The 12151-nt window shown below is 66.8% G+C and carries 22 protein-coding genes; all 22 read left to right on the forward strand.

The window, feature by feature from the left end; all coding sequences use genetic code 11:
• The first annotated feature begins 83 nt into the window (after positions 1-83).
• The 22 genes from IFT88_RS02645 to rplO all read left to right on the forward strand — a co-directional run bounded on the left by IFT88_RS02645 (position 84) and on the right by rplO (position 12109).
• A complete protein-coding gene (locus IFT88_RS02645) occupies positions 84-1076 on the forward strand; it encodes a DNA topoisomerase IB (protein ID WP_056228530.1) in 993 nt (330 codons plus the stop codon).
• Positions 1077-1177: 101 nt separating this feature from the next.
• Positions 1178-2017 carry a DarT ssDNA thymidine ADP-ribosyltransferase family protein gene (locus IFT88_RS02650; RefSeq protein WP_052505103.1) on the forward strand — a complete coding sequence of 280 codons (840 nt, stop codon included), beginning with the start codon at positions 1178-1180 and terminating at the stop codon, positions 2015-2017.
• Positions 2018-2414: 397 nt separating this feature from the next.
• Entirely contained in the window at positions 2415-2723 is a 309-nt protein-coding gene (rpsJ, locus tag IFT88_RS02655; RefSeq protein ID WP_043593369.1) for a 30S ribosomal protein S10, read from the forward strand.
• A 16-nt stretch (positions 2724-2739) separates the two neighbouring features.
• A complete protein-coding gene (rplC, locus tag IFT88_RS02660; protein WP_167599061.1) occupies positions 2740-3390 on the forward strand; it encodes a 50S ribosomal protein L3 in 651 nt (216 codons plus the stop codon).
• Positions 3391-3393: 3 nt separating this feature from the next.
• Positions 3394-4056, forward strand: coding sequence for a 50S ribosomal protein L4 (gene rplD, locus IFT88_RS02665; RefSeq protein WP_043593365.1), 663 nt, complete (start codon positions 3394-3396; stop codon positions 4054-4056).
• Positions 4053-4352 carry a 50S ribosomal protein L23 gene (gene rplW / locus IFT88_RS02670; protein ID WP_043593363.1) on the forward strand — a complete coding sequence of 100 codons (300 nt, stop codon included), beginning with the start codon at positions 4053-4055 and terminating at the stop codon, positions 4350-4352. Before rplD ends, rplW begins: the two co-directional genes overlap by 4 nt.
• Before the next feature lie 18 nt (positions 4353-4370).
• Entirely contained in the window at positions 4371-5210 is an 840-nt protein-coding gene (gene rplB, locus IFT88_RS02675; protein ID WP_043593362.1) for a 50S ribosomal protein L2, read from the forward strand.
• Between the two features lie 12 nt (positions 5211-5222).
• Entirely contained in the window at positions 5223-5504 is a 282-nt protein-coding gene (gene rpsS, locus IFT88_RS02680) for a 30S ribosomal protein S19 (RefSeq protein ID WP_043593360.1), read from the forward strand.
• Between the two features lie 25 nt (positions 5505-5529).
• Positions 5530-5922, forward strand: a complete 393-nt coding sequence (rplV, locus tag IFT88_RS02685; protein WP_043593358.1) for a 50S ribosomal protein L22 — start codon at positions 5530-5532, stop codon at positions 5920-5922.
• Positions 5922-6701, forward strand: coding sequence for a 30S ribosomal protein S3 (gene rpsC, locus IFT88_RS02690; protein WP_043593357.1), 780 nt, complete (start codon positions 5922-5924; stop codon positions 6699-6701). Before rplV ends, rpsC begins: the two co-directional genes overlap by 1 nt.
• 2 nt (positions 6702-6703) lie before the next feature.
• Positions 6704-7123, forward strand: a complete 420-nt coding sequence (gene rplP, locus IFT88_RS02695; protein ID WP_043593355.1) for a 50S ribosomal protein L16 — start codon at positions 6704-6706, stop codon at positions 7121-7123.
• Positions 7123-7446: a 50S ribosomal protein L29 gene (gene rpmC, locus IFT88_RS02700; RefSeq protein WP_043593353.1), complete on the forward strand. Its 324-nt coding sequence runs from the start codon at positions 7123-7125 to the stop codon at positions 7444-7446. Before rplP ends, rpmC begins: the two co-directional genes overlap by 1 nt.
• The gene (gene rpsQ / locus IFT88_RS02705) at positions 7446-7742 is read left to right on the forward strand and encodes a 30S ribosomal protein S17 (RefSeq protein WP_043593352.1); all 297 of its coding nucleotides are present in this window, start codon (positions 7446-7448) and stop codon (positions 7740-7742) included. The genes rpmC and rpsQ overlap by 1 nt, the downstream gene beginning before the upstream one ends.
• Before the next feature lie 34 nt (positions 7743-7776).
• Positions 7777-8145 carry a 50S ribosomal protein L14 gene (rplN, locus tag IFT88_RS02710; protein WP_043593350.1) on the forward strand — a complete coding sequence of 123 codons (369 nt, stop codon included), beginning with the start codon at positions 7777-7779 and terminating at the stop codon, positions 8143-8145.
• 3 nt (positions 8146-8148) lie between these two features.
• Positions 8149-8508 (forward strand): 50S ribosomal protein L24, encoded by a 360-nt coding sequence (gene rplX / locus IFT88_RS02715; RefSeq protein ID WP_043593348.1) that lies wholly within the window; start codon positions 8149-8151, stop codon positions 8506-8508.
• Positions 8508-9095, forward strand: a complete 588-nt coding sequence (gene rplE / locus IFT88_RS02720) for a 50S ribosomal protein L5 (RefSeq protein ID WP_043593346.1) — start codon at positions 8508-8510, stop codon at positions 9093-9095. Before rplX ends, rplE begins: the two co-directional genes overlap by 1 nt.
• A gap of 141 nt (positions 9096-9236) precedes the next feature.
• Entirely contained in the window at positions 9237-9635 is a 399-nt protein-coding gene (rpsH, locus tag IFT88_RS02725) for a 30S ribosomal protein S8 (RefSeq protein ID WP_043593344.1), read from the forward strand.
• A 6-nt stretch (positions 9636-9641) separates the two neighbouring features.
• The gene (rplF, locus tag IFT88_RS02730) at positions 9642-10178 is read left to right on the forward strand and encodes a 50S ribosomal protein L6 (protein WP_043593343.1); all 537 of its coding nucleotides are present in this window, start codon (positions 9642-9644) and stop codon (positions 10176-10178) included.
• 2 nt (positions 10179-10180) lie between these two features.
• Complete coding sequence (rplR, locus tag IFT88_RS02735) at positions 10181-10552, forward strand: 50S ribosomal protein L18 (protein ID WP_043593341.1); 372 nt, start codon at positions 10181-10183, stop codon at positions 10550-10552.
• Positions 10549-11289 carry a 30S ribosomal protein S5 gene (gene rpsE / locus IFT88_RS02740; RefSeq protein ID WP_043593339.1) on the forward strand — a complete coding sequence of 247 codons (741 nt, stop codon included), beginning with the start codon at positions 10549-10551 and terminating at the stop codon, positions 11287-11289. The genes rplR and rpsE overlap by 4 nt, the downstream gene beginning before the upstream one ends.
• Complete coding sequence (rpmD, locus tag IFT88_RS02745; RefSeq protein ID WP_043593338.1) at positions 11289-11474, forward strand: 50S ribosomal protein L30; 186 nt, start codon at positions 11289-11291, stop codon at positions 11472-11474. The genes rpsE and rpmD overlap by 1 nt, the downstream gene beginning before the upstream one ends.
• Positions 11474-12109, forward strand: coding sequence for a 50S ribosomal protein L15 (gene rplO, locus IFT88_RS02750; RefSeq protein WP_082059801.1), 636 nt, complete (start codon positions 11474-11476; stop codon positions 12107-12109). Before rpmD ends, rplO begins: the two co-directional genes overlap by 1 nt.
• Positions 12110-12151 lie beyond the last annotated feature (42 nt).

Below are 12151 nucleotides of genomic sequence, written 5' to 3' on the forward strand. Positions count from 1 at the left end.
CCTGCGAAGCCCCCGTCTCCTCGGCGGGGGCTTCGCTGTACCCCGCCCAGACCCCTCGGCGACGCGCGGTGTTCACTCGACCGATGCCGCGCCTCCGGAGGACCGATTCCAGCCGACCCGGGCTGACCCGGGTCCGGGCGGGACGGGGATTCTCGTACCGCACCGCTGACGGAACGGCCGTCGCCGACACCGAGCTGCGGGCCCGCATCGAGCACCTCGCCATCCCACCGGCCTGGACCGACGTCTGGATCTCCCCGTACGAGAACGGCCACATCCAGGCCACGGGCGTCGACGCCGCCGGTCGGCGTCAGTACATCTACCACCCGACGTGGCGTGAGCAGAAAGACCGCATCAAGTTCGACCGGGCCCTCGCCCTCGCCGAATCGCTGCCGACCGCCCGTCGCTTCGTGACGCACGACCTGCGCGTCCCGGGGGCCGGGCGCGAGCGGGTCCTGGCCGCCGCCTTCCGCATGCTCGACACCGGCTCCCTGCGCGTGGGGTCCGAGCGCTACGCGCAGGAACACGGCAGCCATGGGCTCTCGACGCTGCTCTGCGCGCACGCGACCGTCTCCGGCGACACGGTGTCGCTGGCCTTCCCCGGCAAGAGCGGCCAGGACTGGGACTCCGAGATCCGCGACGTCGACCTCGCGGCCGTCGTCCGCAGCCTGAAACGGCGCGGCGGGCGGGCCCGGCTGCTCGCCTGGAAGGCCGACGGTGGGGGAGCGGGGGAGGCGCGCTCGGCATGGCACCCGCTGCGAGCGACCGAGATCAACGACTACGTCAAGGAGAGGGCCGGGGACGAGTTCACCGCGAAGGACTTCCGCACCCTTCACGGAACCGTCGCCGCCGCCGTCAGCCTGGCCCGCTCCGGGCCGCAGGCCTCGGCCTCCCGCCAGTCGAGGTGCCTCGCCCAGGCGATGCGGGACGCCGCCGCCGTGCTCGGCAACACCCCGGCCATCGCGAAGTCCTCGTACGTCGATCCCCGCCTGGTCGATGCGTACCGGCACGGGGAGACCATCGACCCCGCCCGCCTGCACGCCGCCGAATCGGAGGTCCGGGCGCTGCTGTTCCGCTGAGTCCCGGGCGACGTCGTCGACCACGGTCTGCGGACGGTCCCCGTCGTGACGTAACCTAGAGGGTCGCGTCCCGTTCGGGGCGCCCGAGAGGAACAACTGCAGTGACTGACGAGTGCATCCACGGATTCGAGCGAGAGTTGTGCGACATCTGTGCTCCCCGCAAGCGCGAGGGCGTCGCCGACGGCATGCCCTCGACCGCCGCACGGTCGGTCACCACCCGCCGCCGCCCCTCCAACCGCAAGCCCGAGTCGTTGCGCAGCACCCCCGCACTCGCCCGTGACTCGGCCGCCGTCGCCGTGGCCGCTCAGACGGCCGCCACCCCCGTCCCCGAGTTCTCGACCCAGCGCGCCTACCACTGGACGCACGTGTCCAACCTGCCCGGCATCCTCGAGGCCGGCGCGCTGCAGGCCGGCGCGACCCCCGTGCTCGACGTCAGCTCCGAGGCGACCCGGGCCCTCCGCGCGTCCGTCACGACCGCGTCGGGTCAGCCCGTCGCCGCGCACGTGCCGTTCTCGCTGTCGCCCCACGCGACCGCCTGGGACGCCGTCCGTACCGGAGCCGAGGGCTACGAGTGGTCCGATGCCGCACGTGAGGCCCGCGCCATCGACTTCGTCATGCTCGTCGTTCCCGTCGCGTCGCTCGGCGACGACTTCGTGGTGACCGAGGGCGATGCGGCCGTCGAGGGCGTCCGCGCGGCCGCGGGCCTCGACGACGCGTCGTCGATGGTCCGTCGTTTCAGCCTGAAGGACCCCGACCTGCTCGGGCCGGAGGTGCTCGTCCCCGGTTCGGTGCCCTTCTCCTCGGTGACGCTCGTGGGCGTCCCGAACGACAAGGTCCGTGACGCCGTGAAGGACACGCTCGCCGAGCTGGGCGCCGACGCACCGCGCGTCGCCGTCTACCCGCCGTGGTTCCGCCCGGCTCCGGTCGTCGACGCGGTCTGAGATCCGCGACACGCCCGGGTTGCAGCAAATGCAGGCGTGTGGCAAAATCGTCTAGTTCAACATTTCGAGCCTGGCCTCTGCGCCGGGTGTCGGATCACTGCCAGGCAGTGCACAGACGTGAGGCGTCTGGGCCGCGGGTAGCAGGACGCATCTCACAACGAAACCACCGCCGTGACCTTCGGTCGCGGTGCGCCGGGGCGAAGCCCCGGGTGCAGGTGGCGGTGGCGAAGATGGCCCTCCCCGGGTCCTTCCTCGCGGGCACCGGCCGGTTTCGGCAGATGGATTGACACAAGAACAGCGGTACGCGAGAGACACGTAGTGCCAACAGATGTTCGCCCAGCGAACAGCGTCAGGCGGCCCCCGAGGTGCGCGACGTCCGAACGAGAGAGAGTCACACATGGCGGGACAGAAGATCCGCATCCGACTTAAGTCGTACGACCACGAGGTCATCGACACTTCCGCGCGCAAGATCGTCGACACGGTCACCCGCGCGGGCGCTACGGTCGTCGGCCCCGTGCCGCTCCCGACCGAGAAGAACGTGGTCGTCGTGATCCGTTCGCCCCACAAGTACAAGGACTCGCGCGAGCACTTCGAGAAGCGCACGCACAAGCGCCTCATCGACATCGTCGACCCGACGCCGAAGGCCGTCGACTCGCTCATGCGTCTCGACCTGCCTGCCGACGTCAACATCGAGATCAAGCTGTAGGGGGGCGACCATGACCATCAGCACCACCAAGAACGTCAAGGGCCTGCTCGGCAAGAAGCTCGGCATGACCCAGGTCTGGGACGAGAACAACAAGCTCGTCCCCGTCACCGTCGTCGAGATCGCCCCGAACGTCGTGACCCAGGTCCGCTCGCTCGAGAAGGACGGCTACACCGCCGTGCAGATCGCGGCCGGCCAGATCGACCCCCGCAAGTCGAACAAGCCCGCCACGGGTCACTTCGACGCCGCGGGCGTCACGCCCCGCCGCCACCTCACCGAGGTCCGCACCGCCGACGCCGCCGAGTACGCACTCGGCCAAGAGCTCACGGTCGACACCTTCGAAGCCGGCCAGAAGGTCGACGTCGTCGGAACGTCCAAGGGCAAGGGCTTCGCCGGTGTCATGAAGCGTCACAACTTCAAGGGCGTCAGCGCCTCGCACGGTGCGCACCGCAACCACCGCAAGCCCGGTTCGATCGGTGCCTCCTCGACCCCCAGCCGTGTCTTCAAGGGCATGCGCATGGCCGGTCGCATGGGTGGCGAGCGCGTCACCATCCTCAACCTCACGGTGCACGCCGTCGACGCCGAGAAGGGTCTGCTGCTCGTCAAGGGCGCCGTCCCCGGTGCTCGTGGCCGCATCGTTTTCGTCCGCACCGCCGTGAAGGGGAAGTAGCTCATGGCCACCACTACCGCATCGGCCGCTTCGGTCGACGTCGTCGACGCCAAGGGCCAGAAGACCAGCACGGTCGAGCTCCCCGTCGAGCTGTTCGACGTCGTCACGAACGTCCCGCTCATCCACCAGGTCGTCGTCGCCCAGCAGGCCGCCGCACGTCAGGGCACGCACAAGACCAAGCGTCGCGGCGAGGTCTCCGGCGCCGGCCGCAAGCCGTTCAAGCAGAAGGGCACCGGCCGCGCCCGTCAGGGTTCGATCCGTGCTCCTCAGATGACCGGCGGTGGCATCGTCCACGGTCCGCAGCCCCGCGACTACGCACAGCGCACCCCCAAGAAGATGATCGCCGCAGCCCTGCTCGGTGCGTTGTCCGACCGCGCTCGTGGGGCTCGCGTCCACGTCGTCGAGAGCTTCGTCGCCGACTCGATCTCGACCAAGGTCGCCCTCGAGCTGCTCGCGTCGATTGCCTCGAGCAAGCACGTCCTGATCGTCACCGACCGCGACGACACGCTGACCCTCAAGAGCGTCCGCAACGTGCCCACGGTCCACGTGATCACGTTCGACCAGCTGAACGCCTACGACGTCCTCGTCAGCGACGACATCGTCTTCACGAAGAGCGCCTTCGACGGCTTCGTCGCCTCGAAGACCAAGAAGGAGGCCACCGCATGAGCGGCTACGGAAAAGACCCCCGCGACGTCATCATCGCGCCCGTCGTCTCCGAGAAGAGCTACTCCCTGATCGACCAGGGCAAGTACACCTTCCTCGTGGACCCGCGTTCGAACAAGACCGAGATCAAGCTCGCCATCGAGAAGATCTTCGACGTCAAGGTCGACAGCATCAACACGCTCAACCGAACGGGCAAGACCCGTCGCACCCGCTTCGGCACCGGCAAGCGCAAGGACACCAAGCGCGCCATCGTCACGCTGAAGTCCGGTTCCATCGACATCTTCACGGCTGTCGGCTAGGGAGCAGAGGCATAAATCATGGCAATTCGTAACTACAAGCCCACGACCCCGGGTCGCCGCGGTTCGTCGGTCGCCGACTTCGCGGAGATCACGCGATCGACGCCCGAGAAGTCGCTGCTGCGCCCGCTCTCGAAGTCCGGTGGCCGTAACAACGCCGGCCGCATCACGACCCGTCACATCGGTGGTGGCCACAAGCGCCAGTACCGCGTGATCGACTTCCGTCGCAACGACAAGGACGGCGTCAACGCCAAGGTCGCTCACATCGAGTACGACCCCAACCGCACGGCTCGCATCGCGCTCCTGCACTTCGTGGACGGCACCAAGCGGTACATCATCGCGCCGAACAAGCTGAAGCAGGGTGACGTCGTCGAGTCGGGCCCCGCTGCCGACATCAAGCCCGGCAACAACCTGCCGCTCAAGAACATCCCCGTCGGTACCGTCATCCACGCCATCGAGCTCAAGCCCGGTGGAGGCGCGAAGATGGCCCGCTCGGCCGGCGCCTCGGTGCGTCTCGTCGCCAAGGACGGCCCCTACGCGCAGCTCCGTCTGCCGTCGGGCGAGGTCCGCAACGTCGACGCCCGCTGCCGCGCCACGATCGGCGAGGTCGGCAACGCCGAGCAGTCGAACATCAACTGGGGCAAGGCCGGCCGCATGCGCTGGAAGGGCGTCCGCCCGACCGTGCGTGGTGTCGCCATGAACCCCGTCGACCACCCTCACGGTGGTGGTGAGGGCAAGACCTCCGGTGGACGCCACCCGGTCAGCCCGTGGGGCCAGAAAGAGGGCCGCACGCGTCACCCCAACAAAGAGAGCGACAAGCTCATCGTCCGTCGTCGTAACGCTGGCAAGAAGCGTAAGTAGGAGTTGTAGAAGATGCCACGCAGTCTTAAGAAGGGCCCCTTCGTTGACGACCACCTGCTTCGCAAGGTCGTCTCGCAGAACGAGGCCAGCACCAAGAACGTCATCAAGACCTGGTCGCGCCGTTCGATGATCGTCCCCAACATGCTTGGGCACACCATCGCCGTGCACGACGGACGCAAGCACATCCCCGTGTTCGTGACCGAGAGCATGATCGGCCACAAGCTCGGTGAGTTCGCGCCCACCCGCACCTTCCGTGGTCACGTGAAGGACGACAAGAAGGGTCGTCGCCGCTAACGCGGCGACGTGAAGGAGGAGAGAAATGGTGGAGTCGATCGCACGCGTGCGTCACATCCGCGTCACCCCCATGAAGGCCCGCCGTGTCGTCAACCTGATCCGCGGCAAGCAGGCAGCCGAAGCTCTGGCGATCCTGAAGTTCGCGCCTCAGGGTGCCAGCGAGCCCGTCTACAAGCTCGTCGCGTCGGCCATGGCCAACGCTCGGGTCAAGGCGGATGCCTCGAACAGCTACCTCGACGAGCAGGACCTGTACATCAGTCGTGCATTCGTCGACCAGGGCGCCACCCTCAAGCGGTTCCAGCCGCGTGCACAGGGCCGCGCCTTCAAGATCCTGAAGCGCACCAGCCACATCACGATCGTCCTTTCGACGCCTGATGAGGTCGAGGCTGCCGACGCTACGAAGAAGGCGAGCAAGTAATGGGCCAGAAAGTCAACCCGTACGGCTTCCGTCTGGGCATCACCACCGACCACGTGTCGCGGTGGTTCACCGACAGCACCAAGCCGGGACAGCGTTACAGCGACTACGTCGCCGAGGACGTCAAGATCCGCACCCTGCTCAAGACCTCGCTCGACCGCGCCGGCGTGGCCAAGATCGAGATCGAGCGCACCCGTGACCGCGTCCGCGTCGACATCCACACCGCCCGTCCGGGCATCGTGATCGGTCGTCGTGGCGCCGAGGCCGAGCGCATCCGCGGCGACCTCGAGAAGCTCACGAGCAAGCAGATCCAGCTCAACATCCTCGAGGTCAAGAACCCCGAGGCCGAGGCTCAGCTCGTCGCCCAGGGCATCGCCGAGCAGCTCGCTGCTCGCGTGGCGTTCCGTCGTGCGATGCGCAAGGGGCTCCAGGGCGCTCAGCGTGCCGGCGCCAAGGGTGTCCGCATCCAGGTGTCGGGCCGTCTCGGCGGCGCCGAGATGAGCCGCTCGGAGTTCTACCGCGAGGGTCGCGTCCCCTTGCACACCCTCCGCGCCAACATCGACTACGGCTTCTACGAGGCCAAGACCACCTTCGGTCGAATCGGTGTCAAGGTCTGGATCTACAAGGGCGACATCACCAACAAGGAGCTCGCGCGCGAGCAGGCGAACCAGAAGTCGTCTCGCCCCGAGCGCCGCAACGACCGTGACGGCGCCCGCCGCGGCGGGGGCGACCGCGCTCCCCGCGAGCAGAAGGCACCCGCCACCACAGGAGCTGAGGCGTAACCATGCTTATCCCCCGTCGTGTCAAGCACCGCAAGCAGCACCACCCGGGCCGTAGTGGCCAGGCCACTGGTGGCACCAAGGTCAGCTTCGGTGAGTACGGCATCCAGGCCCTCACGCCCGCTTACGTGACCAACCGTCAGATCGAGTCCGCTCGTATCGCGATGACGCGTCACATCAAGCGTGGCGGAAAGGTGTGGATCAACATCTACCCCGACCGTCCCCTCACGAAGAAGCCCGCCGAGACCCGCATGGGTTCCGGTAAGGGCTCGCCCGAGTGGTGGGTCGCGAACGTCAAGCCGGGTCGCGTGCTCTTCGAGCTCAGCGGCGTGAGCGAGGAGATCGCCAAAGAGGCGCTCACTCGCGCAATCCACAAGCTGCCCCTCAAGGCACGCATCATCAAGCGCGAGGAGGGCGACGCATAATGGCGATCGGTTCCAAGGAGCTCCGTCCTGTCGAGCTCGACACATTCGAAGACGAGCGTCTCGTCGATGAGCTGAAGAAGGCGAAGGAAGAACTCTTCAACCTCCGCTTCCAGTCGGCCACCGGCCAGCTCGAGAGCCACGGCCGCCTGCGTGCCGTGAAGCGCGACATCGCTCGCATCTACACGGTCCTGCGTGAGCGCGAGCTCGGCATCCGTGCCACCCCCGCCCCCGTCGAGGCTGCCCCCAAGGCCGCCAAGAAGTCGACCAAGAAGGCTGACAAGCCGGCCGAGTCGGCTGACGAGACCGCCGAGGAGAGCAAGTAATGGCCACCGAGAACAAGACCGAGGTCGACTCGGCTGCCGTCGAGGTCCGCGGCTACCGCAAGACGCGTCGCGGCTACGTGACCAGCGACAAGATGGACAAGACCATCGTCGTCGAGGTCGAGGACCGCGTGAAGCACCCCCTGTACGGCAAGGTCATCCGCCGCACGTCCAAGGTCAAGGTCCACGACGAGGCCAACGCGGCCGGTGTCGGCGACCTCGTCGTGATCAGCGAGACCCGTCCGCTCAGCGCCTCCAAGCGCTGGCGCCTGGTCGAGATCCTCGAGAAGGCGAAGTAGGCCTCGCGGCCTGCTTGCGTAGAAGGAGACACAAGTGATTCAGCAAGAATCCCGCCTCAAGATCGCCGACAACACCGGGGCAAAAGAGATCCTCACCATCCGCGTCCTCGGTGGCTCCGGCCGTCGTTACGCCGGCCTGGGTGACGTGATCGTCGCCACGGTGAAGGACGCCATCCCCGGCGGCAACGTGAAGAAGGGTGACGTCGTCAAGGCCGTCATCGTTCGCACCAAGAAAGAGGTCCGTCGTCCGGACGGCTCTTACATCAAGTTCGACGAGAACGCCGCAGTGATCCTGAAGGCCGACGGAGACCCCCGCGGAACCCGCATCTTCGGACCGGTCGGTCGCGAACTCCGCGACAAGAAGTTCATGAAGATCATCTCGCTGGCGCCGGAGGTTATCTAAGTCATGGCAAACATTAAGAAGGGTGACCTCGTGCAGGTCATCACCGGTGCCTCGCAGGCCCGCGGCGGAGACCGCGGCAAGCAGGGCAAGGTCCTCGAGGTGCTCGTCGAGCGCAACCGCGTGGTCGTCGAAGGCGTCAACTTCGTGACCAAGCACGTGCGCGTCGGCCAGACCCAGCGTGGTTCCAAGACCGGTGGCATCGAGACGCACGAGGCTCCCATCCACGTGTCGAACGTCGCCGTCGTCGACCCCAAGACCAAGAAGCCCACCCGCGTCGGCTTCCGCGAAGAGACGGTCACCAAGGACGGCGTGTCCAAGACCGTTCGCGTCCGTTACGCCAAGAAGTCTGGTGAGAACCTCTGATGACCGACACCACCACGCAGGCCGCCACGGCCCTCCCGCGGCTGAAGGCCAAGTACCGCGCCGAGATCATCGAGCAGCTGAAGTCCGATTTCGGCTTCACGAACGTGCACCAGGTGCCCGGACTCGTGAAGATCGTCGTCAACACCGGTGTCGGTGAGGCCGCTCGCGACAGCAAGATCATCGACGGTGCCATCAAGGACCTGACGGCCATCACCGGCCAGAAGCCCCAGGTCACCAAGGCTCGCAAGTCCATCGCGCAGTTCAAGCTCCGCGAGGGCCAGCCCATCGGTGCGCACGTCACGCTTCGTGGCGACCGTGCCTGGGAGTTCCTCGACCGGCTGCTGTCGCTCGCGCTTCCTCGCATCCGCGACTTCCGTGGTCTGAGCGACCGCCAGTTCGACGGCAACGGCAACTACACCTTCGGTCTCAACGAGCAGAGCATGTTCCACGAGATCGATCAGGACCGCATCGACCGCGTCCGTGGCTTCGACATCACCGTCGTCACGACCGCCAAGAACGACGACGAGGGTCGCGCGCTGCTCAAGGCGCTCGGGTTCCCGTTCCGTTCGGCCGACTCGGCCAACTAAGATCGTCCGGTCGGCAACTCTTCCTCAGAGTTGCCGGCCGTTCCCCTGAGGTCGACGAGAACCGCTCGTAGACCAATCGATCGCCCAGGTCGGCATCCGGTGTACCGGATGTCGAAACCGGACGAGAAAGTGACAAACCGCATGACGATGACAGATCCGGTCGCAGACCTGCTGACCAGACTGCGCAACGCGAACTCGGCTTTCCACGAGACCGTGTCGCTTCCGAGCAGCAAGCTCAAGTCCCACATCGCCGAGATCCTCAAGCGTGAGGGTTTCATCGAGTCGTGGAAGGTCGAAGACGCCCGCGTGGGCCAGACCCTCACGATCGACCTCAAGTACGGCCCAGCCCGTGAGCGCTCCATCAAGGGCATCAAGCGCGTGTCGAAGCCCGGCCTCCGCGTCTACGCCAAGTCGACCGAGATCCCCCAGGTGCTCGGTGGCCTCGGTGTCGCCATCCTGTCGACTTCCTCCGGTCTGCTGACCGACCGTGAGGCCCAGAAGAAGGGCGTAGGCGGAGAAGTCCTCGCCTACGTGTGGTAACTCGTCATGTCTCGAATCGGAAGACTCCCCATCTCGATCCCTGCCGGGGTCGACGTGAAGATCGACGGCCAGGCCGTCAGCGTCAAGGGCCCCAAGGGTGAGCTGTCGCTCGTCGTCAAGAGCCCCATCGAAGCCAAGATCGAAGAAGGCACGGTCGTCGTGACCCGTCCGGACGACGAGCGCGAGTCGCGTTCGCTCCACGGCCTCACGCGCACCCTGATCGCCAACCAGATCATCGGCGTCACCGAGGGCTACACCAAGGGCCTCGAGGTCGTCGGAACCGGCTACCGCGTCCAGGCCAAGGGCTCGAACGTCGAGTTCGCCCTGGGCTACTCGCACCCCATCACCGTCGAGCCGCCCGCGGGCATCAGCTTCACGGTCGAGGGCAACAACAAGCTCACCGTCGTCGGGATCGACAAGCAGGCCGTCGGCGAGATGGCTGCCAACATCCGCAAGCTGCGCAAGCCCGAGCCCTACAAGGGCAAGGGTGTCCGCTACGCCGGCGAGGTCGTCCGCCGCAAGGCCGGAAAGTCAGGTAAGTAATCATGGGTCTCGGTACACGAGGAAAAAGCAAGTCGGCTGCCACCAAGCGCCGTCACACCCGCCTGCGCAAGAAGGTCGTGGGCACCGAAGAGCGCCCCCGTCTCGTCGTCACCCGTTCGGCCCGGCACGTCTTCGTGCAGGTCGTCGACGACAGCAAGGGCTTCACCGTCGCCAGCGCATCGACCCTCGAGGCCGACCTGCGCACGTTCGACGGTGACAAGACCGCGAAGTCCCGCAAGGTCGGCGAGCTCGTCGCCGAGCGTGCGAAGGCTGCGGGCATCGAGGCCGTCGTGTTCGATCGCGGCGGCAACAAGTACGCCGGACGCGTCGCGGCCATCGCCGAAGGCGCCCGAGAGGCTGGTTTGAACCTGTGAGCGACGCTACGAACACCACTCCCCCCGCAGAGACCGAAGCGACCAAGGCGCCGGCTGAGGCCGTCGTCGAGCGTCCCGTCGAGACCGCTGCCGGCTCGGAGTCGAACAACCGCGAGGGTGGTCGCACCGACCGCCGTGGCGGCCAGGGTCGCGGTGACCGCAACCAGGGTGGCCGCGGGCGCGGCGACCGTGACGACAAGAGCCAGTTCCTGGAGCGCGTCGTCACGATCAACCGCGTGTCGAAGGTCGTCAAGGGCGGTCGACGCTTCAGCTTCACCGCGCTCGTCGTCGTCGGTGACGGCAACGGCCTGGTCGGTGTCGGCTACGGCAAGGCCCGCGAGGTCCCCACGGCCATCAGCAAGGGCGTCGAAGAGGCCAAGAAGAACTTCTTCCGCGTCCCGCGCATCGGCAACACGATCCCGCACCCCGTGCAGGGTGAGGCCGCTGCCGGCGTCGTCATGCTGCGTCCGGCTTCGGCCGGTACCGGTGTCATCGCCGGTGGTCCCGTCCGCGCCGTGCTCGAGTGCGCCGGCGTGCACGACGTCCTGAGCAAGTCGCTCGGTTCGTCGAACACGATCAACATCGTCCACGCCACGGTCGAGGCGCTGCAGCAGCTCGAAGAGCCGCGCGCCGTCGCCGCCCGTCGTGGACTCGACATCGACGCTGTCATGCCGGCCTTCATGGTCCGTGCCGAGCAGGCAGCTCGTACCGCCGCAACCGAGAAGGCAGGTGCCTGATGGCCGCCAACCTCAAGGTGACCCAGATCAAGTCCGTAATCAGCGAGAAGCAGAACCAGCGTGACACGCTGCGGAGCCTGGGCCTCAAGCGCATCGGCCAGTCGGTCGTTCGCGAGGACACCAAGCAGAACCGCGGCTACGTCAACACGGTCGCCCACCTCGTGAAGGTCGAGGAGATTGACTAATGGCTGACGAGAAGAACGAGGCCGCCGCCAAGGCCGCCCCGAAGAAGGCCGCCGCCCCCAAGGCGACGACCACCAAGGCTGCAGCTCCCAAGGCCGCAGCCAAGAAGCCGGCAGCCGACAAGGCCGCTGCTTCGACGGGCTCGACCACCAAGGTCGCTCCCGCCTCGACGACGTCCTCCGACGACGTCGCGCGTCCCCAGGTGCTCAAGGTGCACCACCTTCGTCCGGCTCCCGGTGCCAAGAAGGCTAAGACGCGCGTCGGTCGTGGTGAGGGCTCGAAGGGTAAGACGGCCGGTCGTGGCACCAAGGGTCAGAAGGCCCGGTACCAGGTCAAGGTCGGCTTCGAGGGTGGCCAGATGCCGCTCCACATGCGTACTCCGAAGCTGCGCGGGTTCAAGAACCCGTTCCGCGTCGAGTACCAGGTGGTCAACCTCGAGAAGCTGAACGAGCTCTACCCGCAGGGTGGTGACGTCACCGTCGGTGACCTCGTCGCCAAGGGTGCCGTTCGGAAGAACGAGAAGGTCAAGGTCCTCGGACAGGGCGATCTGAGCGTCAAGCTCACCGTCGCGGTCGACAAGGTCTCCGGCTCTGCCGAAGACAAGATCGTCGCCGCCGGCGGGTCCGTCAGCAAGTAAAAATCACCTGAGGGGGTGGTCCGCCAGGGCCACCCCCATCAG

The organism is Frigoribacterium sp. CFBP 8751, from assembly GCF_014841545.1.
Classification (GTDB): Bacteria; Actinomycetota; Actinomycetes; order Actinomycetales; family Microbacteriaceae; genus Frigoribacterium.